This is a genomic window from Cognatishimia activa, from assembly GCF_001458335.1.
GTDB classification, from domain to species: domain Bacteria; phylum Pseudomonadota; class Alphaproteobacteria; order Rhodobacterales; family Rhodobacteraceae; genus Cognatishimia; species Cognatishimia activa.
Map to the genome: position 1 here is coordinate 154950 of NZ_CYTO01000008.1, position 21223 is coordinate 176172.

At 54.2% G+C, this 21223-nt stretch carries 21 protein-coding genes; 10 read left to right on the top strand and 11 right to left on the bottom strand.

What is annotated here, in order from left to right:
- Positions 1-50 precede the first annotated feature (50 nt).
- The gene (locus TA5113_RS04250; protein WP_058313455.1) at positions 51-1196 is read right to left on the bottom strand and encodes a phosphoserine transaminase; all 1146 of its coding nucleotides are present in this window, start codon (positions 1194-1196) and stop codon (positions 51-53) included.
- A 237-nt stretch (positions 1197-1433) separates the two neighbouring features.
- Here TA5113_RS04250 and serB point away from each other — a divergent pair, with 237 nt between their 5' ends.
- From serB to TA5113_RS04275, 5 genes are all read left to right on the top strand, one after another.
- On the top strand, positions 1434-2309 hold the full coding sequence (gene serB, locus TA5113_RS04255; protein WP_058313456.1) for a phosphoserine phosphatase SerB: 876 nt from the start codon (positions 1434-1436) through the stop codon (positions 2307-2309).
- 3 nt (positions 2310-2312) lie between these two features.
- The gene (locus TA5113_RS04260) at positions 2313-3071 is read left to right on the top strand and encodes a TSUP family transporter (protein ID WP_058313457.1); all 759 of its coding nucleotides are present in this window, start codon (positions 2313-2315) and stop codon (positions 3069-3071) included.
- A gap of 106 nt (positions 3072-3177) precedes the next feature.
- A complete protein-coding gene (locus tag TA5113_RS04265) occupies positions 3178-4239 on the top strand; it encodes a bifunctional transcriptional activator/DNA repair enzyme AdaA (protein WP_058313458.1) in 1062 nt (353 codons plus the stop codon).
- Entirely contained in the window at positions 4236-5015 is a 780-nt protein-coding gene (locus tag TA5113_RS04270) for an isocitrate lyase/PEP mutase family protein (RefSeq protein ID WP_058313459.1), read from the top strand. The genes TA5113_RS04265 and TA5113_RS04270 overlap by 4 nt, the downstream gene beginning before the upstream one ends.
- 63 nt (positions 5016-5078) lie before the next feature.
- The gene (locus TA5113_RS04275) at positions 5079-5582 is read left to right on the top strand and encodes a DUF2478 domain-containing protein (protein WP_058313460.1); all 504 of its coding nucleotides are present in this window, start codon (positions 5079-5081) and stop codon (positions 5580-5582) included.
- Here the strand turns inward: TA5113_RS04275 and TA5113_RS04280 are convergent.
- From TA5113_RS04280 to TA5113_RS04290, 3 genes are read right to left on the bottom strand one after another with little or no spacing between them, the layout of a single operon-like run.
- A complete protein-coding gene (locus tag TA5113_RS04280) occupies positions 5563-6360 on the bottom strand; it encodes an iron chelate uptake ABC transporter family permease subunit (RefSeq protein WP_058316619.1) in 798 nt (265 codons plus the stop codon). The two genes, TA5113_RS04275 and TA5113_RS04280, sit on opposite strands and share 20 nt — an antisense overlap.
- Complete coding sequence (locus tag TA5113_RS04285; RefSeq protein ID WP_058313462.1) at positions 6353-7093, bottom strand: ATP-binding cassette domain-containing protein; 741 nt, start codon at positions 7091-7093, stop codon at positions 6353-6355. Before TA5113_RS04285 ends, TA5113_RS04280 begins: the two co-directional genes overlap by 8 nt.
- Entirely contained in the window at positions 7090-7563 is a 474-nt protein-coding gene (locus TA5113_RS04290) for a Fur family transcriptional regulator (protein ID WP_058313772.1), read from the bottom strand. Before TA5113_RS04290 ends, TA5113_RS04285 begins: the two co-directional genes overlap by 4 nt.
- Before the next feature lie 84 nt (positions 7564-7647).
- Between TA5113_RS04290 and TA5113_RS04295 the strand changes: the two genes are divergently transcribed.
- The 5 genes from TA5113_RS04295 to TA5113_RS04315 all read left to right on the top strand — a co-directional run bounded on the left by TA5113_RS04295 (position 7648) and on the right by TA5113_RS04315 (position 14107).
- Positions 7648-8718: a zinc ABC transporter substrate-binding protein gene (locus TA5113_RS04295; protein WP_245627096.1), complete on the top strand. Its 1071-nt coding sequence runs from the start codon at positions 7648-7650 to the stop codon at positions 8716-8718.
- A 114-nt stretch (positions 8719-8832) separates the two neighbouring features.
- Positions 8833-9885, top strand: coding sequence for a glycosyltransferase family 2 protein (locus tag TA5113_RS04300; protein ID WP_058313463.1), 1053 nt, complete (start codon positions 8833-8835; stop codon positions 9883-9885).
- A gap of 34 nt (positions 9886-9919) precedes the next feature.
- On the top strand, positions 9920-12148 hold the full coding sequence (locus tag TA5113_RS04305; protein ID WP_058316620.1) for a glycosyltransferase family 2 protein: 2229 nt from the start codon (positions 9920-9922) through the stop codon (positions 12146-12148).
- A 25-nt stretch (positions 12149-12173) separates the two neighbouring features.
- The gene (locus TA5113_RS04310; protein ID WP_058313465.1) at positions 12174-13184 is read left to right on the top strand and encodes a glycosyltransferase family 32 protein; all 1011 of its coding nucleotides are present in this window, start codon (positions 12174-12176) and stop codon (positions 13182-13184) included.
- Complete coding sequence (locus tag TA5113_RS04315) at positions 13181-14107, top strand: hypothetical protein (RefSeq protein WP_058313466.1); 927 nt, start codon at positions 13181-13183, stop codon at positions 14105-14107. The genes TA5113_RS04310 and TA5113_RS04315 overlap by 4 nt, the downstream gene beginning before the upstream one ends.
- Here TA5113_RS04315 and TA5113_RS04320 read toward each other — a convergent pair.
- The 7 genes from TA5113_RS04320 to TA5113_RS04350 all read right to left on the bottom strand — a co-directional run bounded on the left by TA5113_RS04320 (position 14104) and on the right by TA5113_RS04350 (position 21102).
- Positions 14104-15123: a LacI family DNA-binding transcriptional regulator gene (locus TA5113_RS04320; protein WP_058313467.1), complete on the bottom strand. Its 1020-nt coding sequence runs from the start codon at positions 15121-15123 to the stop codon at positions 14104-14106. The two genes, TA5113_RS04315 and TA5113_RS04320, sit on opposite strands and share 4 nt — an antisense overlap.
- Before the next feature lie 122 nt (positions 15124-15245).
- A complete protein-coding gene (gene nqrF / locus TA5113_RS04325) occupies positions 15246-16469 on the bottom strand; it encodes an NADH:ubiquinone reductase (Na(+)-transporting) subunit F (protein ID WP_058313468.1) in 1224 nt (407 codons plus the stop codon).
- A gap of 13 nt (positions 16470-16482) precedes the next feature.
- Entirely contained in the window at positions 16483-17091 is a 609-nt protein-coding gene (nqrE, locus tag TA5113_RS04330; protein WP_058313469.1) for an NADH:ubiquinone reductase (Na(+)-transporting) subunit E, read from the bottom strand.
- Complete coding sequence (locus tag TA5113_RS04335; protein WP_058313470.1) at positions 17092-17745, bottom strand: NADH:ubiquinone reductase (Na(+)-transporting) subunit D; 654 nt, start codon at positions 17743-17745, stop codon at positions 17092-17094.
- Positions 17745-18563 (bottom strand): Na(+)-translocating NADH-quinone reductase subunit C, encoded by an 819-nt coding sequence (locus tag TA5113_RS04340; protein WP_058313471.1) that lies wholly within the window; start codon positions 18561-18563, stop codon positions 17745-17747. Before TA5113_RS04340 ends, TA5113_RS04335 begins: the two co-directional genes overlap by 1 nt.
- Complete coding sequence (locus TA5113_RS04345; RefSeq protein WP_058313472.1) at positions 18556-19755, bottom strand: NADH:ubiquinone reductase (Na(+)-transporting) subunit B; 1200 nt, start codon at positions 19753-19755, stop codon at positions 18556-18558. The genes TA5113_RS04340 and TA5113_RS04345 overlap by 8 nt, the downstream gene beginning before the upstream one ends.
- 3 nt (positions 19756-19758) lie before the next feature.
- A complete protein-coding gene (locus TA5113_RS04350) occupies positions 19759-21102 on the bottom strand; it encodes a Na(+)-translocating NADH-quinone reductase subunit A (protein WP_058313774.1) in 1344 nt (447 codons plus the stop codon).
- Positions 21103-21223: the final 121 nt, after the last annotated feature.

The window sequence follows — 21223 nt, forward strand, 5'->3', positions numbered from 1 at the left end:
CCTACAATTCGGTGATGTTCGGGTAGGCCGGGCTTCAGCCCGGCAATCCCTTAAGCTTGTGCTTCGATCTCGGCTTCGAATGCCCACGCGAGCCAAGGCAACATGGCCTCAACATCCGCAGTCTCAACCGTGCCACCACACCAGATCCGCAGACCGGCTGGCGCATCACGATAGGCACCAATGTCCAACGCGATGTTTTCCGCTTCCAGACGTTTCGCAACGGCCTTGGCAAAAGTTGCACCATCTTGGATGCGTGGGTCGGTGAATTTCAAGCAGACGGACGTATTAGAACGGGTCGCATCATCTTCCGCGAGGTTCGCAATCCAGTCGTTGGCATCGCAGAAATCAAACACGGCTTTCGCGTTTGCATCTGCCCGCGCAATCAGTCCTTCCAGACCACCCACAGAACGCGCCCAGTCCAGCGCGAAGAGGTAATCTTCGACCGCCAGCATGGATGGCGTGTTGATGGTTGCGCCAGTGAAGATGCCTTCGATCAGCTTACCGCCTTTGGTCATGCGGAAGATTTTCGGCAATGGCCATGCAGGGGTGTAGCTCTCAAGACGTGCAACGGCACGTGGAGATAGAACGATGATACCGTGTGCCGCTTCGCCACCAAGAACCTTCTGCCAAGAGAAGGTGGTCACATCCAGTTTGTCCCAAGGCAGGTCCATCGCAAAGGCAGCAGAGGTTGCATCACAGATGGTCAGACCGTCGCGGTCATCTGCAATCCAGTCACCATTTGGCACGCGAACACCGGCAGTGGTGCCGTTCCAAGTAAAGACAACGTCATTGGCAAAGTTGATAGATGCGAGATCAACGATCTGACCGTAGTCTGCGGTTTTCACTTCAGCGTCGATCTTCAGCTGCTTGACCACGTCGGTCACCCAGCCAGAACCAAAGCTCTCCCAAGCCAGCATCTCGACCTTGCGTTCGCCCAGCAGGGACCACAAAGCCATCTCAACCGCGCCAGTGTCAGACGCAGGAACGATGCCGATCTTGTAATCAGCAGGAATGCCCAAAATCTCGCGCGTGCCTTCGATGGCATCTTTCAGCTTGGCTTTACCAACAGCTGCGCGGTGGCTGCGACCCAATGCGGCGTCGGCCAGTTTAGACAATTCGAATGTCGGGGGTTTGGCACATGGGCCAGAAGAAAAACGCGGGTTTGCCGGCCGCGTTGCCGGTTGCTGAGTAGCCATCAATGCTATCCTTACAGATAAATGCCTCTCGTTGGGGAGAGGTGTCCCACCGCCGGACATAGAGACCTGATCCGACTCGCACAACCGGGAAAACGATGCGATTTGAAGCTGAGATCACGTTTTTTCGGCGGCCGCGTTCACGATCGGAAACATATCCGTTCTCTGCGCCAACCGGGTGGTAATTGCGTTTTTCCTGAGGTAAGGGCGACAACAAGACTGCCGAACAGGATCTTTCACATGTTTATCGTAACGCTTCTCACCAACCCAGCCGCGCCATCATTGGACGCGGCCACAGTTGAAAACCTGCGCAATGCGTGGGGCGGTGGCGAGGCACAATGGCTGGCGACCGGAGAAGCGGCAGAGTTTTCCTTAGCGCACCGACCAGACAACGCCGAGGATGTGTGGACGTCACTACAAGCTGAGAAGATCGACCTCGTCATTCAACCTGCCGAAGGTCGCAAAAAGCAGATGCTGCTTGCTGACATGGACAGCACCATGATTCAGCAGGAATGCATTGACGAGTTGGCGGCGGAAGCGGGTGTCGGCGAGCGTGTGGCGGATATCACTGCCAAGGCCATGAATGGCGAGCTGGACTTTGAAGGCGCGATTGATGAGCGCGTTGGGCTTTTGCAAGACCTCCCGGAAGGCATCATCGATCATGTTCTCAAAACCCGGATCGAATATATGCCTGGCGGCCGCGCGCTGGTGCAAACCATGAAGGCAAATGGTGGATATGGCGCACTGGTGTCCGGTGGCTTCACGGCCTTCACTGCCAAAGTGGCATCCGAGCTGGGTTTTGACGAAAACCGCGCCAACACATTGGAAATCGCAGACGGCACCCTTACCGGGAAAGTCATCCGCCCTATTTTGGGTCGCGAAGCAAAGCTGGAAACATTGGACGATATCACCGCCCGGCTCGGTATCACTCGCGAAGATGTGGTGGCCGTGGGTGACGGAATGAATGACCTCTTGATGCTTGAAAACGCGGGCACTGGTGTCGCGCTACACGGCAAGCCAGCCCTGCAAGAAAAATGCGATATCTGCATCAACCATGGCGACCTGACCGCACTCTTGTATATTCAGGGTTATGCAAAATCCGAGTTCGTGACCTAGTCGATGTTTGAAGTCAGCTTTGAGATCCTGCTTATCCTTCTGGCCGCAGGCTTTATTGCTGGCTTCGTTGACTCGATCGCAGGAGGCGGCGGTCTTATCGCGTTGCCTGCGATGTTGCTCGCAGGGGTCCCACCTCTGACTGCGCTCGCAACAAATAAAATCCAAGGGTTATTTGGTGCTGCCACCGCTGCTTATTCATATGCCAAAGGTGGCCACGTCGATCTGAGAAAACAGCTTCGGCCCGCATGCATTTCATTTATCGCTTCAATCGCCGGCGCGCTGCTTGTCTCCCAGCTGCCAACGGACTTGATCCGCTGGTTCCTTCCGCTGCTGCTTGTCGGCGTCGCGCTCTTTTTTGCATTTCAACGCGGACTGAATGATGAAGACAAAGAGCGCCGCATGTCGCCATTTGTCTTTTCTGCTTCAATGGTGCCGCTTATCGCAGCCTATGACGGTCTGCTCGGCCCGGGCACCGGTAGCTTTTTCATGCTCGCCTTTGTGTCCCTTGCTGGCTACGGCATCCTCAAAGCCACAGCACACACCAAGCTGTTAAATTGCGCCTCAAACGCCGGCGCCCTGCTCGCCTTTGCCTTCGTTGCCACTCCTTTTTGGATGACAGGTCTCGCAATGGGAGTCGCGCAAATATTTGGTGCGCGCCTTGGGGCTTCGCTGGCTCAAAAGATCGGCGCACGCCTGATCAAACCCCTCCTTGTGTTCACCACCCTTGCCATGGCTGCCAAACTCCTCTGGGACTTGATCTGACTCGCGCATTCTTTTTTGCAAAAAAAATCCAAAAAACTTGTTACCAACGAACATCCGCGCCCGATTTTAGACGCCACAGCCCAGCGACTCAGATTAAGCTGCGCATATGTTCTTTGATTTACCCGACGACGACACGCTCTATATCGCGCTTGATAATCGCGACCCATCATATGAAGGCCGCGCTTGTGTCGGTGTGACGTCCACCGGCATCTTCTGTCGCCTCACCTGCCCTGCCCGCACGCCCAAGCCCGAAAACTGCCAATGGTTTTCTTCCGTCGGCGACTGCATCGAAGCGGGCTTCCGCCCCTGCAAACGCTGCCACCCGCTCGCCCCAATGGCGGATGCCGACCCGACGGTTAAATTACTTTTGGCGGCCCTAGAAGAACGTCCCGTTTATCGCTGGAGCGAAGACGATCTCGTTCGCATGAAACTGGATCCCTCCACTGTGCGAAGAACATTCAAACGCCACTTTGGCATGACCTTCCTAGAGATGGCACGGCAACGTCGCCTTCGCGAAGGTTTTACGACCCTCTCAAAAGGTGGGCCGGTCTTGGAGGCGCAATTGGATGCGGGGTTTGAGAGCCCGAGCGCTTTCCGCAAAGCCTTCGCAAAGCTTTTGGGACAGACGCCTTCAAGTTTCGAGCAAAACGCGCTGCTACGTGCGGATTGGATAGACACACCGCTTGGCCCAATGGTGGCAGTTTGTGACAAACACACGCTTCATCTTCTCGAATTCGTGGACCGAAAGGCCCTGCCCGGGTCACTTAAGAAACTCCAGAAATACGCCAAAGGTTCTCTTGGTTTTGGGCGGTTCGCCATCACTGATCAGGTCGAGAAGGAACTTGCAGCCTTTTTCGCTGGGGAACGCTGGGAATTCACGGTCAAACTTGCGTATCACGGATCTGCATTCACCCAAGAGGTTTGGAACGCACTTCAGAACATTCCAGCCGGAGAGACCCGCACTTATTCCGACATGGCCCGAGCCGTTGATCGCCCCGCATCCGTGCGTGCTGTCGCCCGGGCCAACGGCGCCAACCAGATCGCCTTGATTGTACCCTGCCATCGCGTATTAGGAATGGATGGCTCTCTCACCGGATACGGTGGCGGACTCTGGAGAAAACAACGGCTCATTGAATTAGAGCGCACCTATCGGGACAAGGCGGCATGACAAAAACAGTGTCTAATCAAGCAGAAAAAGCGCAAATCTTTGCGGATCTTCATCAGCCGGGCAACCCACTGGTTCTCTACAATATCTGGGATGCTGGGTCCGCCAAGATCGTTGAAGAGGCCGGGGCAAAGGCAGTCGCGACTGGAAGTTGGTCGGTGGCCGCGGCGCAAGGCTTTGATGATGGCGAGAAGCTGCCGCTTGAGATTGCCCTGATGACCGCAAAACGCATCTGCGAAACCGTTGATGTGCCGGTGTCTTTGGATTTCGAAGGGGCCTATGCCGTCGGACCAACCGGCGTTTCGACAAATGTAAGACTTGCCCTGAAGCAAGGGATCGTTGGGATTAACTTTGAGGATCAAGTGATCGGCGGCAAGGGGCTCCACCCCCAAGACATGCAAGTGAAACGCATCGCAGCAGCCCGCGCCACTGCGGATGAATTTGGCGTGCCGCTGTTCATCAATGCTCGGACCGATCTCTTCTTGCATGAATCAAACACGGACTGGCACTCGGGTTTGATGCCGCAAGCTCTAGAACGTTTGGCAGCTTATACCGAGGCTGGCGCCAGCGGTTTCTTTGTCCCCGGATTGACCGACCCCGAACTGATTGGCCGCGTGTGTGAGGCTGCAGAAATCCCAGTCAATGTTTTCAAGACCCCAGCCGCCCCAGATCATGAGACACTGGCAAGCCTTGGCGTGGCGCGGATCAGCCACGGCCCGAACCCGTTCCGCCAAGCGATGCGCGACCTTGCCACACGGTACGCAGAAACTATGGGGTAGTGCATTCCCAGTTTGCAGGTTTATATGAGTCCGCAGTCGCGACAAAGCAGCGGACCCAATGCCATGAAAATTGCCTATACAATGACCGAAGGAAAAGGTGACCTAGATCAGGTTCTTTTTCGATTTGCCAAAGCAGAAATGGCGCGAGGGCAAAATGTGGTCGGCGTGGTTCAGGTTAATACCGACCGTGAAGACTGTCCAAAATGCGATATGGACGTAGAAGTGCTGCCGGACGGCCCAACCATTCGCATTTCCCAAGACCTTGGCCCCAACTCTCAGGGATGCCGCCTAGATCCCGAAGCGCTTGAACAAGCGGTGGCCGAAGTCAGCAATCGACTTGGGACAAACGCGGCACTTCTGGTCATCAACAAATTTGGCAAACACGAAGCAAGCGGGCGCGGATTTCGCGACACGATAGGTCAAGCGATCGCCTTGGGTGTACCGGTGCTTTGCGGGGTAAACGGTCTCAACAAAGACGCGTTTGAAGAATTCACGGACGGCCATGCAACGTTTGTTGAGCCGGACCCAGACTCCATCGCTGATTGGTTTAGCGCGCCCGCTGCGTAAGACGACCAAAAGTCACCGATAGAACAAAAAGTCCTGCCGCAACGCAGACGATGCTTGGCCCTGTCGGCGTGTCGTATTCAAGGCTCACCTGAAGTCCAAGGATCGCAGATAGACCGCCAAGCGCGGCTGCAATCAATGCCATGCTTTCTGGGTTCCTTGCCAATGGTCGCGCCCCTGCAGCAGGAATAATCAGCATCGCGACAATCAACAGGACGCCGACAACCTTAATCGCAACCGCGACTACAACAGCAAGACAAACCGTTAGGATCAGCTGCTCGCGTTTTGGATCAACACCACTCGCCATCGCCAAATCGCCGTTAAGCGTTGCCGTCAGCAAAGCAGACCAACGCGCAGCCATCAGCGATACCACCAAAGCTGCCCCGCACCAAATAATCAGCAGATCATTTTTTGAGACGGCCAAGATATCACCAAACAGATAGGCCATAAGATCGATGCGCACCCCTTGCAAAAAGCTCGCAGCAACAAGGCCGACAGCAAGTGCGGAATGCGCCAAAACACCCAACAGCGTATCCATGGCATAACCGCGCCCCGACAGGGCGTGCACGGTCAACGCCATCACCAGCGCAACCGCTAAGGCACCGGTGAAAACCGAGATTGATAGAGCCAAAGACAGTGCGACTCCCAAAATCGCGGCATGACTGGTCGCGTCGCCGAAATACGCCATCCGACGCCACACCACAAAGCACCCTAAAGGTGCTGCGGCAATTGCGATTCCAAGCCCCGCGAAGGCGGCACGTACAAGGAAATCATCAAACATGGGAATGTTCCGCGTGCGTTTCGCCGTCATGGCTGTGGTTGTGTTCATGGCGATAAAGCGCAAGCGCGCCTTGGGTCCCGGTGCCAAACAATGCCCGATATTCCGGGGCCGATGCAACCACATCCGGCGTACCGTGACAACACACGTGACCGTTCAGACAAATCACACGATCTGACGCGCTCATGACGACGTGCAGCTCGTGGCTTACCATGAGAACCGCAGCTCCGGTTTCATGGCGCAATTCTTCGATTAAGTTGTAAAGCGCCGCAGATCCAGGTTGATCAAGCCCGGTGGTCGGCTCGTCTAAAACGAAAATATCTGGTTTCTCCAATAGAGCTCGGGCCAGCAACGTACGCTGAAACTGCCCGCCAGAAAGCGCAAACATCTGTTTCGACAATAAGTCCGATGCGCCCACTCGGGCGAGCGCGGCATTGATTTCCGCATCAGAGTTTTTCTTTGGCAAAGACAGAAACCGGCGCACCGAGATCGGCAAGGTGGGGTCAATATGAAGCTTTTGAGGAACGTAACCGATCCGCAGGCCGGGCCTACGCTCTAGACTGCCCTGTGTTGGCTTCACGGCCCCTATCAACGCTTTCAACAAGGTCGATTTCCCGGAACCGTTGGGCCCTACGATGGTGACAATCTCGCCGGACGCAATTGAAAAATCCACATTGCGCAAAGCCGTGTGCCCGCCGAGTCGGACGCTCATATTTTTTGTCGAAAGAAGCGTCATTTTTCTGGCTGGCAATCCGCGCAGACACCTTCGAGTTCGATCACCGTATGATCAATCGCAAACCCATTGTCCGCTGCTTGAGATTTCATTCCATCCACCGGGTGGCTTTCCGTTTCCACGACAAGGCTGCAATCTCGGCAGATCATAAAGGCGGGCGAGTGGTCGGAACCAGGATGAGTACAGGCAACAAATGCATTCAAACGCTCAATCTTGTGCACGAATCCATGTTTCTGAAGAAATTCCAATGCACGATAAACGACAGGCGGCTGACCGCCGAGCCCAGCTTTCTCCAGTAGGGGCAGAATTTCGTAAGCGCCCATGGCCCGATCCTCAGACAACAAAATCTCCATTACCTTCCGACGGGCAGGCGTTAGCTTCAAGCCATTGTCTTCACAGTGCTTGTCAGCAAGATCAATGACCTCGTCGACGCTGAAATTTTGATCATGGTCATGTACATTTTTGCTCGTCATCATCGCTCCAGTCGATAGCTATTGATATAATATAACACATCCAGTAGAGGCTTCCTGATGTTATATAATAACGCGGAGTTCGCAATGCTATTTCGATCTATGACGGCAATTGGCCTAATGGCAACCCAGGCACAAGCAGATGTGCCAAATGTGGTGGCGGATATCGCTCCGATTCACTCCTTGGTTGCACGTGTAATGCAAGGTGTTGGTGAACCGACAATGATTATGCAGCAAGGGGCATCCCCTCACGGCTATACTCTGCGCCCTTCGGAGGCGGCGGCGCTGCAAGATGCAGATGTCGTGTTCTGGGTCGGCGAAGAGCTGTCGCCTTGGCTGGAAGACGCTGTTGAAAACTTGGCCCGTGACGCGCATTCCGTCGAACTGCTGCACACCGAAGGCACCAACCTATTGAACTTCCGCGAAGAGGTCGTTTTCGGGGAACATGGCGACCATGACGATCATGGGCATGAAGATAAACACGCGGATCACGACCACGGTCACGGTCATGATGATCACCACGGTGAAGAAAATCATGCGGATCATGATGAACACGGTCATGAAGAAGGTCACAAAGACCATGACGATCATCATGACGAACACAAAGAAGAGCATGCGGGTCACGACGATCACGGGCACGACCACGATGGCGCAGATCCCCATGCCTGGCTGTCCCCAGACAACGCAATCAACTGGCTCAAAGTGATTGCCGAGGAACTGTCGGAACACGACCAAGCGAACGCAGAGCTTTATGCTACTAACGCAGCGGCTGGCGCGACTGAGATCGCAGCGGCATCTGAAGCAATCGCGGCCAAACTTGCACCGATGACCGACGGGCGTTACCTGGTGTTCCACGACGCTTACCAGTACTTTGAAGCAACTTACGGCATCCAAGCCACTGGCTCTCTGCATCTGTCTGATGCGACACCACCAAGTGCTGCCCGTCTGGTCGAACTGCAAGAAGAGATCAAAGAACACGGCATCTCTTGCGTCTTTGCAGAACCACAATTCAACGACGATCTGGTCGCTGCGATCACCCCAGAAGGCACCAACCGTGGCATTCTGGACCCGCTCGCAACCGACATCCCTGCAGGTCCTGCGCTTTACACCGCATGGCTGAACGGCATGGCGCAAGCGGTTGTTGATTGCATTAAGTAATCGCCCAAAGTGAGGCCCTGTCGCATTCGGGACTCACTTTCACAATTCCCATGCTGCGCTGCTGTCATTGGCGGCGCAGCATGATAGGCTCTCCTTCAAAAACAGGATCGAGCCTTGCGCATTCTCTGCATCACCACCGTCAAAGACGAGGCACCATATCTTCTGGAATGGATCGCCCACCACCGCGCTGCCGGTGTGACGGATTTCTTGATCTATTCCAACGATTGCAGCGATGGCACTGAGAAGCTGCTCAAAGCGCTGCAGATGGCAGGCATTGTTCGCCATATTTCCCACGAAAAAACTTCCGGGCAATCCATCCAATGGCAAGCTCTCAAAGAGGCTTGGAAACATCCGCTACGCAAAAAGGCAGATTGGGTTCTGGTCTCGGATGTCGATGAGTTCGTTAACATTCGGGTCGGCAATCATAAATTTACTGACTTGATCTCTGCCGTGTCCCCGGAAGCGGACGCCATCGTGCTTCAATGGCGGCTGTTTGGTCACAACAATGTCTTTGAATTCAACGAAGCACCGGTCACCGAACAATTCACCCGCGCGATACCAGCAGATGCACAATACCCGATTGCCGCGAGCCTTGTGAAAACCCTTTTCAAGACGACCGGTCCTTTCAATATGCTGGGCGTACACCGGCCAAAGCAAAAGGACATCATGAAAGCCCGCCGTCCGATTATGGTGGATGGGTCTGGTCGTTTTCTGTCTCAAGAATTTGCTATGGCCGGAGATCGCATCTCGACCTACGGCAACCCTGTTGGGCGCGACCTCGCAGACGTCAATCACTATGCCATCAAGTCAGCCCAGAGCTTTATCATCAAACGCGCGCGCGGCCTGCCCAATCGCAAGAAAGACGTGGGTCTGAACTATTGGGTAGAGCGGAATTTCAACACTGTTGAAGATACCTCCATCGACGCCATGCGGCCCGCAACAAAAGAGCAGTTTGAAAAGCTGATGAGCTTGCCGGGTGTGCGCACGTTGCATGATGAAGCGGCCGAATGGCATTGCGCGCGTTTCGCCGAACTCATCAAAGATCCCGCCACCCACAAGCTGCTGACACAAATCGCCACCGCAGGCAGCAGTGAGGTGGTTCCACAAAATTTGCAGAAACAACTGATCTCGTGGTATCACGAGGCGCAGAAGAGCAGTGAAAATTAAAGCCCGGTTAAGGGCGTGACAGGTAAAATAGCCAATGACGGCAGCCTTTCATCACATCCGCATCGCGCATCAGCGCATCGGATCGGCCATTGTTCTGGATGCCATCGCTTCCGGAAATGGTGGACGTGTGTTCTTTGCAGCCGACCAGAACCTGCAGGAACTCTCTCCTGGCAAAGGCACCTCAGTTGAGCGAAGCCGAACTGTCGGCGATGCGCTTATTCTGGACACGACCGGAGACGAACAACCGCGCTTTTCCTTTGAAGGGCGCAAACAAACGCTCGAATTGAGCGAACCCCGGCTTGGACTATTCAAACATCAAAACACTGCGCTTGCTTTCCGAAACGGGCAAAGCGCGGCGGTGACGCTGGACTGGTTGCGCTGGCACGCAGAACACCATGAGCTGGAAGCTGCTCTGATTGTGGATCGGGCACGATTTGGCCAAGTTAGAGACTATAAACGTGCGCTTCGTCAGGGGCTGGCGGACATCCCTGGTCTCAAGACTGTTGTGCTTCTGCAGTTCAACACCCCGCTCGGGCAACCGGATATGCCGCATGAACACCATCCGTTTTCTGCCCCTGACGCTCCGGGAAAGGACAGGATGGAAATCCCCGATCCCGATCCTTGGACATCCCCACTAGGACAACTTGGGATATTCGAGTTGCTACGGTATCGCTTCCTCGGCAAAGCACGCGCGGTTGCGCAATTGGACGTCACCGACCTTCTCCCTAAACAAGGCAAGAAGTCCGTTTTTGATCGCGCTCAAAAAACCGGTGTGGTCGCATTGGAAGGTCAACACGTTTACCCGTGGCGGGGGCGCGACGATGATGAGGTGCATTTTGCGGATCATATCTGCAAACAGTTTGACGCCACCAAAACGAAAATGCGTTGGTGTGTCGCGCCTAAGGTTGCTGGGCGGGATGTGACTTGGCGACTGATCCGCATCACTGGTGCGCAAGCTGATAGCGCAAAGGCTATGCGCTTTATGCGGTACATGGGACTGCGTCATCCAGTGGAGAGCGTTTCACAGATCGTGCCCAAAACGTCGTTGATTGAAGACGAGTCCTTACTTGAGCAGTCGCAGAAGTACTTTGGTCACAAACCTGTACGGATGCCCGTGCTCGAAGCACCGGTCGTCGATACCAGCAAGAATTCAGTGACCATCATCACGACGATGAAGAACGAGGGGCCGTTCATTTTGGAGTGGATCGCCTATCACCGCGCCATTGGTGTGGACAATTTCATGGTCTTTACCAACGACTGCACGGATGGCACCGACGAATTCCATGATCTTCTGCAGGCCAAAGGCATCGTCCAGCACCGCGACAACCCATTCCGTGACACTGGACTGAAGCCACAACACGCGGCTCTGCAGGCGGGCGAAAAGGAAGACATCATCAAGAATGCAGATTGGGTGATCTGTATGGATGTGGATGAGTTCATCAACATCAAGACCGGCGACGGTACTTTGAAAGCACTGTTTGAAGCTGTGGACGACGCCAATATGATCTCGCTGACGTGGCGGTTGTTTGGCAACTCAGATATCCATGAATTCAGTGATCGCCCAATTATCGGCGACTACACCCGCTGCGCCCATGAGATGACGCGTAAGCCTCATCAGGCTTGGGGCTTTAAGACACTCTTCCGCAACATTGGTCTGTTTAAGAAGCTCGGTGTGCATCGCCCCAAGGGTCTCAACCCGCAGCTGTGGGAAGACATCAAGTGGGTAAACGGTTCGGGCAACCCTATGCCCAAAGAATTCTTCCGCAATGCCTGGCGCTCTACTCAAACCACCGTCGGTTATGATCTGGTGAGCTTAAATCACTACGCTGTGCGTTCCGCGGAAAGCTTCCTTGTGAAACGAGACCGCGGCCGGGTGAACCACGTGGATCGCGACCAAGGCCTCGCCTATTGGTTCCGGATGAACCACAACATCGACGAAGATCACTCGATCAAACGCATGTTGCCAGCACTTCAAGCGGAAATGGACACTTTGCTTGCAGATCCGGAAATCGCGGCAATGCACGAGAAATGCGTCTTGGCACATCGAGAAAAAATCGATGCGCTCAAGGCGACGGAAAACTACGCAAAATTCTACAAAGATCTGACCGGCGAACGTATGGAGCGGCTATCAAAACTGCTCCCTCATTTTGGGGCCAATGTGTTCTTGGCGGGACCGGATGTCGTACCTGACGAGGTCGCCTTAGCAGATCATCCGGAAGATTTCTTTTTCACCGTCGAGCGGCAAAAAACAACGGCTCATTGACGGGCATTAACGAGGGGCAGAGGCAATGGCAAAACTACCGGAAATCGCAAGCCTTTGGATTGGCGGAGAGCTGTCTTGGCTTGAACAGCTTTGCCTGAAATCCTTTGCCGATCAGGGCCACCACATCACGCTCTACAGCTATGCACCAATCCCGAACCTGCCCAAGGGTGTGCACGCGGGAGACGCGTCAGAAATATTCCCGGCCGACCCGATGTATCGTCACGCGATTACCGGCAGCCCCGCAATTCATGCGGATCTGTGGCGCCTGCACCTGCTTAAGAACACCAACAAGATTTGGGTGGACTGTGACGTGCTGTGCTATCAGCCCTTTGATTACGACAAGGAACATGTCTTTGGATGGGAGAAACACAACCTCGTCTGCAACGCGGTTCTCGGCCTGCCAAAAGACAGCCCGGCTCTTGATAGCCTCATGTCTTTTTTTGACGATGAATATGCAATCGGACGCTGGCTGAAACCTCATCAACAAGCCGCTTTAGAAGCCGAGCGGGATGCGGGTCGGCCTGTTCATATGACGCAGCAGGATTGGGGGTTCACGGGGCCCAAAGCAGTCACTTGGTTCCTTAATCAATCCGGTGAGATTGAACATGCACAGAAAGCAGAGGCGTTCTTTGCGGTCACATTCAAAGACCGCAATCATTTCATCATCAGTCGCCACAATCCGGAAGAAAAGTTCACTGACAAAACCCGCGGGGTGCACCTTTGGGCAAGACGCCTGAAACCACGTCTGCGTGATGATGAAAACAACAAGCCACGCCGTGGGTCGTTCCTCGACCGGATGCTAAAGCAGCACGAGATTGATCCCAAGGACGCACCCATCCAGCCGAAAACCACCAAACTCTTTGGCTCAAGTGACGACCCTCGTTTCCGCGCAATTCTGGCGATCGAGGCTTTGAAAGGCGACGAACCCGTTGCGCAGCTCGCCAAAAACAACAACGTGGAACCGCACGAAATTCGTGAATGGCGCACGACGCTGGTGCGCAACGCTCAAAAGCTGTTTCAGGAGCAACGCTCATGAATGAAGCAACACCGGTTGAAATCCCTAAATCCGATTGGCGCCAATCACTGCGGAAGCTCGGCGACGAAAAAGGGTTTTATGAAGACCTAGGTGATCAACACACAGCTTTGTTCGTCGAAGGCGGTGATACACTCATCGTCACCTTTGAAAACCTCGACCATGTTTACAACTTCACCGATGACCGCATGCCTTGGGGTTATGGGTTTGTGACTGGGCGGGGTTGGTCGATGCTTGGGCTGATGGCTCATGATTGGACGTGGTACCGCGATGAAGCCGTCTTTGATTTTTTTGACCGACTGCGCGACGAAGGCTTCTTTGATCGCTTCAAACAAGTGGTGTTCTATGGGGCATCGATGGGTGCATATGCAGCGGCTGGCTTTAGTTCTGCCGCTCCGGGCGCGACAGTTATCCTAATCTCACCACAGGCCACCCTCTGCCGCGAAATTGCGCCGTGGGAATACCGCTATGTGAAAGCTTGGCGGCGGGACTTCAATTCCCGCTACGGCTACGCCCCGGACTACCTTCACAAAGCCAAAGCAGCCTATCTTTTCTATGATCCGCGCATGCCGCAAGACGCGATGCATGCAACGCTATTTGGAGGAGAGAACCTCACCAAATTCCGCTGTCGCTTTTTTGGGCATCGGATGGCGTCACTCTGGCTGCAGATGGGTGTTCTCAAAGACATCATTGATGGCTGCGTGGAAGGCACACTTGATCGAAACCGGTTCTACGCGTTGATGCGAGAACGCCGCAAAAGCGGGCGCTACATGCGTGAGTTTTTGACAACGCTAGAGCAGAAGGACAACCCGCGCCGGATTGCCTATTTCTGCGAAGCATTGCTCAACCGCCGCCGCGGCCCGCGTTTCCGACAGGCCCTGAATGATGCGAAGGCAAAGCTAAAGAAACGTCGGAAGCGCCGTTAACGGCGCTTCAGCGTGTCTCCGAAGGCGATCTTTGGCGTCAGCTCGACAATCTGGTCACAAGGCTCATTTTTGACCCGCGCCGCGATGATCTCTGCGGCTTTACGCCCAGACTCTCGACGGCACGCATCCATGCTGGCCAGCTGACGCGGCAAGCCCTGAAGCAATTCAACGCCGTTAAAACCCGCAAGACCAATCTCGCCCGGCACATCGACCCCTTTATCCAGCAGATGAAGGAGACCACCTGCGCCAATCATGTCGTTGGAGTAATAAAGAAAGTCGATCTCAGGAGAACGTTCCAAAATCGCTTCGGTCATCTCTCGGCCCTTCGCCAGTGCCGAGCCGCCCGAATAGAATTCTTGATCCATCACTTCGACGCCACCCTTGGCCAGCGCCTCGGTGAAGCCCTCAAACCGTTTACGGGCACGGTGATCGAGCGGCATCTTGGTGCCCAAGAAGGCGATATTCTCATAACCAGCCTTCAAAATTGCTTTCGCCATCTCACGGCCCGCTCGACGGTGTGAAATGCCCACAGCCGCATCCACTGGCTTACCATCCACGTCCATGATTTCTACCACTGGAATGCCAGCAGCGCGCATCATGGCTTTGGCCGCATCGGTGTGCTCAAGACCTGCCATGATCACGCCGGACGGGCGCCATGACAGCATCTCATACAGCACCTTCTCTTCTTTTTCAGGAAGGTAATCGGTCACGCCGACAACAGGTTGAAGTTCCGTGTCTTCCAGCACTTCGCTGATGCCGCTCAGCACTTCTGGAAACACCATGTTCGAAAGAGACGGAATGATGACTGCCACTAGGTTCACACGTTGGCTCGCCAGTGCTCCGGCAATCTTGTTGGGCACGTAGCCCAGTTCTTTCGCAGCTTTCAAAACCCGCTGGCGGGTCGCATCAGACACATCTCCCCGGTTTCTCAAAACCCGGCTCACGGTCATTTCTGAGACGCCAGAAGCTTCGGATACATCGCGCAATGTCAGGGAACGGTTGTCGTCTGTGGCCACTAAAATAATCCTTTGACTGTTAGCGCTATGTTATCGTGAGCATTTCGCCTTTTTCAAGCGGCACGCGCCTTTAAGGGCTTAAAAAGAAAAATGGGCCAGAGCAATGCTCTGACCCTTTGTTATTAGCCACCGAAGTCATCCAACATGATGTCTTCCCGGTCCACGCCCAATTCCAAGAGCATGTTGATGACCGACGAGTTCATGATGGGTGGACCACACATGTAGTATTCGCAGTCCTCAGGGTTCGGGTGATCTTTGAGATATTCATCGTGCAGAACGTTGTGGATAAAGCCTGTCAGGCCGCCCCAATCGTCCTCTGGAAGCGCGTCAGAAAGCGCCACGTGCCATTCGAAGTTATCAAACTGTTCCGCCAGAGAGTCGAAGTCTTCAACAAAGAACATCTCTTTCTTGGAACGCGCACCGTACCAGAACGTGATCTTACGATCGCGGTTCTCAAGGCGCTTCAGCTGATCGAAAATATGAGAGCGCATTGGCGCCATACCCGCACCGCCGCCAACAAAAACCATCTCTTTTTGCGTGTCGCGGGCGAAGAATTCACCGAACGGACCAGAGATGGTCACCTTGTCACCTGGCTTCAGGTTGAAGATGTAAGAAGACATCTGGCCAGCAGGAATGCCTGTGGAACCCGGAGGTGGCGAAGCCACCCGCACGTTCAACATGATCAGGCCCTTCTCATCAGGGTAGTTCGCCATGGAGTAAGCGCGTTCAATTGGCTCAGTCACCGTGGAGTCATACTGCCACAGGTTAAACTTATCCCAGTCTTCGCGGTACTCTTCGCCAATGTCGAAGTCAGTGTACTTCAGCTTATGTGCTGGTGCTTCAATCTGAATGTAGCCACCTGCACGGAAGTTCACGTCTTCGCCTTCTGGAAGCTCCAGAACCAGGTTCTTAATGAAAGTCGCAACGTTGTCGTTGGAACGAACAGTACATTCCCACTTCTTCACACCGAAGACCTCTTCCGGCACTTCAATGTTCATGTCCTGCTTGACTGCAACCTGACAAGACAGACGGTCGCCGCCAGCCGCTTCACGTTTTGTGATGTGGCTTTCTTCCGTTGGCAGAATGGAACCGCCGCCTTCGTGTACTTTGACGCGACATTGCGCACATGTACCGCCACCGCCACACGCGGATGGAACGAACAGTTTTTGTTCCGCGAGCGTCTGCAGCAGTTTGCCACCTGCAGGGACAGACACCGTCTTTTCACCGTTGATGGTGATGTTGACGTTGCCGGTGGACACGAGTTTGGAACGCGCACCCAGAATGATCGTGACCAGCGCCAGAACGATCAGAGTAAAGAGAATGATACCAAGACCAAAGGTTTCCAAGTTCTCAGCTCCCTTAAAGTTTTACGCCAGAGAAGGACATGAAGGCCAATGCCATCAGACCTGCTGTGATGAAGGTGATACCCAGTCCTTGCAGACCGTCAGGAATGTCAGAGTATTTCAGCTTTTCACGTACACCGGCCATTGCTGTAATCGCCAGTGCCCAACCAAAGCCAGAGCTCACGCCATATGTCACGGACTCGGCCAGATCGTAGGAGCGTTCCACCATGAACAGTGATCCGCCCAGGATCGCGCAGTTCACTGTGATCAGCGGCAAGAACACACCCAGCGCGTTGTAAAGCGGTGGGAAATACTTATCCAAGACCATTTCAAGGATCTGAACCAATGCCGCGATCACGCCGATGTAGGAGATCAGACCAAGGAAGGTCAGATCGACTTCATCAAAGCCCGCCCAAGACAGAGCGCCCGGCGCAAGCAGATAGGTCAAGATCAGATTGTTCGCTGGAACAGTGATGGATTGTACAACCATCACAGAGATGCCAAGACCGATCGCTGTGGAAATCTTCTTAGACACCGCAATAAAGGTACACATGCCAAGGAAGAAGGAAAGCGCAAGGTTCTCGACGAAAATCGCCTTAACCGCGAGAGAGATATAGGCTTCCATTTAGTGGCCCCCCACCGTCTGGATTTTGTATTCACGCTCTTCAACTTGTGCAGGCTTCCAAGCGCGGAACGCCCAGATGATCAGACCGATGATGAAGAAGGCAGATGGCGGCAGCAGAAGCATGCCGTTTGGCACGTACCAGCCACCGTTGTTCACGGTTTCAAGGATCGTCACACCAAACAGGCTGCCAGAGCCAAAGAGTTCGCGGAAGAAACCAACCAGCATCAGGATCAGGCCGTAGCCCAAGCCGTTGCCGACACCGTCGATAAAGCTATCGAGCGGCGGGTTCTTCATAGCAAATGCTTCAGCGCGGCCCATCACGATACAGTTGGTGATGATCAGACCAACGAAGACCGATAGCGTCTTTGAAATCTCAAAGGCATAGGCCTTTAGGACCTGATCGACCAAGATCACGAGGCTCGCGATAATGATCATCTGCACGATGATACGGATCGAGCCGGGGATCTGGTTGCGGATGATCGAGATGAACATCGAAGCAAAAGCTGTCACCAAGGTTACCGCGATGGTCATAACCAGCGCTACCTGCAGGGAAGAGGTCACCGCAAGCGCGGAACAAATGCCCAAGACTTGCAAGGTGATCGGGTTATTGTCGACCAAAGGATCGACAAGCATGGTTCTGCGTGTTTGTGGCATTACAGCTTCCCTTCTTTCAGGTTGCTCAGGAATGGTGCGAAGCCAGCTTCACCCATCCAGAATTGCACGAGATTATTCACACCAACCGAGGTCAGCGTCGCACCCGCTAGCGCATCAATGTGGTAATCCGCGCCGGCCGCTGTGGCCGCTTTGGAAACGTTAATCTGCAGCTCGCCGTTCTCGTCTGTCAGCTTCTTGCCGTTCCACAGCGCTTTCCAGCGTGGGTTATCGACTTCCGCACCCAGACCAGGGGTTTCGGCGTGCTCATAGAACTGCAGCGCGAAGATGTCGTTGCCGTTCTCTTCCAGCGCAACAAATCCGTAGAGCGTTGACCAAAGACCATAGCCGTGGATCGGCAGGATCACTTTGTCGATCGCGCCAGCATCGTCACGCAGCAGGTAGATGGTTGCAAAGTTGCCTTTGCGGATGATGCCTGCTGGATCATCGCTGAGCGCAACAGACGTTGCAGGATCTTCAGCAGCAGCGCGGTCATCGAAGGTTGTCGGATCGAACTGATCTGTAAATGCACCAGTCGCCAGCTCAACAACTTGTGGTTCAAAAGCAGCGAATGCCTCGACCACGTCGATTTCTGGATCATAGATGCCTGCAACCTGCAGAATGTTACGTTGCTTGTCCTTCAGCGCATTCACTTCTTGGGTCGGGCGCAGGGCAACAGCCGCTGCGGACACAATCATCGAAGCAACGAGACACAGCGCAACGGCCACAAAGACGGTTTTGCCAACGGAATCAGCGGGCGCGTCTAGGAAGCGACGGATGAAGCCCTTCTTTTCAGAGGTGTTTTCTGTAGTATCAGACATTGCGTTTCGCCCTGCGTTTGATGTTTGCCTGAACAACGAAGTAGTCGATCAGTGGTGCAAAGACGTTGCCGAACAAGATAGCCAGCATCATGCCCTCTGGGAAAGCTGGGTTGATCACACGAATCATCACAACCATGAAACCAATAAGCGCACCGTAAATGTAACGCCCCATGTTGGTGTGAGATGCGGAAACCGGCTCGGTGACCATGAAGGCCAGACCAAATGCATAGCCGCCGATCACCAAGTGCCAATACCAAGGCATGTTGAACATTGGGTTGGTGTCAGAACCGATCAGGTTCAACAAAGTAGAGAAGGCGATCATGCCGCCCAAACAACCCACAATCAGGCGCCAGTTGGCGATACGGGTGATCAGCAAGAAGGCCAGACCGATCAAACACGCCAAGGTGGATGTTTCACCGATAGACCCTTGCATCAGACCAAAGAACGCATCGGACCATTCCAGGCCACGTTCAGGGAAGGACTCATATCCGCTGGAAGCGCCAACAGACAGTGCAGTCGCGCCAGAGAAACCATCAACCGGGGTCCAGATCGTGTCACCAGACATTTGCGCAGGATAGGCAAAGTAAAGGAACGCACGGCCCGTCAGCGCTGGGTTCAAGAAGTTCTTACCGGTACCACCGAAGACTTCTTTACCGATCACAACACCAAAGATGATGCCCAATGCCACCTGCCAAAGTGGCGTAGAAGCCGGCATGATCAGCGCATAAAGCATGGACGTTACGAGGAAGCCCTCGTTCACTTCGTGGCCACGAACGGTCGCAAAGATCACTTCGAAGATACCACCGGCGACCAATGTCACAATATAGATGGGCAGGAAATACAACGCGCCGTGGGCAATGTTCGCCAACGGGTTCGCCGCATTAAAGCCGATACCCAGCGTGTCGATGATCCAAGCGCGCCATCCAGAGGCACCCAGCTCAGCAATCGCCATGTTGGTTTGGTAACCAACGTTATACAGACCCCACAGGATACAAGGGATCGTCGCGATGACCACATAGGTCATGATCCGCTTCATATCGATGTAGGACCGCGCGTGTGGCGCGACTGTTGTTACGGTCTTTGGTGTATAGAGAAAACTCTCCACCATTTCGTAGATGGGAAAGTACTTTTCGTACTTGCCGCCTTTTTCAAACTGCGGCTCAATCCTGTCGAAGAAACTACGTAGGCCCACTGTTTAGCCCTCTTTCTCGATCTTGGTGAGACAGTCGCGCAGGGCGATGCCATATTCATACTTAGCGGGGCAGGCGAAGCCGACAAGACCGAGGTCCTCTTCGTCTAGTTCAAGCGCGCCAAGCAGCTGGGCTTGGTCTGTATCCATCACCAACATGGCACGCAGCAACTGGGTCGGCAGGTAGTCCTGCGGCATCAGCTGTTCAAAGGTGCCTGTAGGCACCATTGCGCGACGACCACCGTTTAGATTGGAGGTCAAAGCGTAAATCTTTTTTGAGAACGCAGAGCCAAGCACCGGCTGAACCGCGTACTTGGATGGCATTGGACGAATCCAACCCATAGGGATCTGCTTCTTGTCTTCCTCAATCGCTGTCAGCTGACGCGCGTAACGGCCAAGATAGGCCGTTTCACCTGCACCCATGCGACCACTCAGGATCGAACCAGAGATCAGGCGAACCGGTACATCGGAGTTCAGGCCGTCTTTGGTCAGCTCTTCCATGGAAGCGCCGGCAACGGTGCGAACCATGCGCGGCTCTTTCATAAGAGGGCCAGACAAAGCAACAACGCGAGATCCGTCAACATTGCCTGTCGCGAGTAGTTTACCGATGGAGATCACGTCATGGTAACCAATGGTCCAGACGAACGTCGAAGCGGTTGGCGGCTCTAGGAAATGAATGTGCGTACCGGCAAGACCAGACGGGTGTGGGCCAGAGAAGCCTGCGGCTTCTACGCCGTCGATGTCAGCGCCAGGAATTTTCGCATCTGCGTGCTGACATAGATATGTCTTACCTTCTGTCAGGCGCGCCACTGCAGCCAAACCTGTCGCAAATGCTTCACTGTCTGCGTTGATGATTTCTTCTGCGTCGCCACATAGGGGCTCAGAATCGGTCGCCGTTACAAAGATTGCCGCTGGACGTGTTTCTGGCTCAGGGACCTTAGAATATGGACGGGTGCGGAAAGAGGTCCACAAACCAGACGCTGAAAGACGCTCTACAAGGCCTTCTTCAGTATTAATGTCACCGACTTTGGAGAAATCGACCGGTTCGGCTGCCGAATCGTCAATTTCGATTTCGACGCTGATCAGAACCCGGCGCGCGCCACGATTCACCGCTTTGATACGTCCATTCACCGGGGAGGTGACCTGAACTGTCGGTGTATCTTTGTGAGCGAAGATGGGGGCACCGGCTCCGACGATATCGCCTTCTTTTACAGCCAATCGGGGTTTCAAACCGATATAATCTGCGCCCAGTATAGCTACTGTGGTCACCGAAGGAGCATCCCCTATGCCGCTTCCGGGTTGACCCAGCACTGGAACGTTCAGACCTTTTCTACATGTGTACTGTTGCACGTTGATATAGTCCCGTCCAATTTTTGTGGTCTTATGCTCTTTAGGGCGACGCTCGGGAAGGTCTATTTGGCGGATTTTTGAAATTTTTTTGTTGAATCGGGTCTGAAAAGCGCTCAAAAGC

Coding starts and splice junctions, on each gene's coding strand:
- TA5113_RS04250 (WP_058313455.1), bottom strand. CDS start 1,196: ATGGCTACTCAGCAACCGGCAACGCGGCCGGCAAACCCGCGTTTTTCT.
- serB (WP_058313456.1), top strand. CDS start 1,434: ATGTTTATCGTAACGCTTCTCACCAACCCAGCCGCGCCATCATTGGAC.
- TA5113_RS04260 (WP_058313457.1), top strand. CDS start 2,313: ATGTTTGAAGTCAGCTTTGAGATCCTGCTTATCCTTCTGGCCGCAGGC.
- TA5113_RS04265 (WP_058313458.1), top strand. CDS start 3,178: ATGTTCTTTGATTTACCCGACGACGACACGCTCTATATCGCGCTTGAT.
- TA5113_RS04270 (WP_058313459.1), top strand. CDS start 4,236: ATGACAAAAACAGTGTCTAATCAAGCAGAAAAAGCGCAAATCTTTGCG.
- TA5113_RS04275 (WP_058313460.1), top strand. CDS start 5,079: ATGAAAATTGCCTATACAATGACCGAAGGAAAAGGTGACCTAGATCAG.
- TA5113_RS04280 (WP_058316619.1), bottom strand. CDS start 6,360: ATGTTTGATGATTTCCTTGTACGTGCCGCCTTCGCGGGGCTTGGAATC.
- TA5113_RS04285 (WP_058313462.1), bottom strand. CDS start 7,093: ATGACGCTTCTTTCGACAAAAAATATGAGCGTCCGACTCGGCGGGCAC.
- TA5113_RS04290 (WP_058313772.1), bottom strand. CDS start 7,563: ATGACGAGCAAAAATGTACATGACCATGATCAAAATTTCAGCGTCGAC.
- TA5113_RS04295 (WP_245627096.1), top strand. CDS start 7,648: ATGCTATTTCGATCTATGACGGCAATTGGCCTAATGGCAACCCAGGCA.
- TA5113_RS04305 (WP_058316620.1), top strand. CDS start 9,920: ATGACGGCAGCCTTTCATCACATCCGCATCGCGCATCAGCGCATCGGA.
- TA5113_RS04310 (WP_058313465.1), top strand. CDS start 12,174: ATGGCAAAACTACCGGAAATCGCAAGCCTTTGGATTGGCGGAGAGCTG.
- TA5113_RS04315 (WP_058313466.1), top strand. CDS start 13,181: ATGAATGAAGCAACACCGGTTGAAATCCCTAAATCCGATTGGCGCCAA.
- nqrE (WP_058313469.1), bottom strand. CDS start 17,091: ATGGAAGCCTATATCTCTCTCGCGGTTAAGGCGATTTTCGTCGAGAAC.
- TA5113_RS04335 (WP_058313470.1), bottom strand. CDS start 17,745: ATGCCACAAACACGCAGAACCATGCTTGTCGATCCTTTGGTCGACAAT.
- TA5113_RS04340 (WP_058313471.1), bottom strand. CDS start 18,563: ATGTCTGATACTACAGAAAACACCTCTGAAAAGAAGGGCTTCATCCGT.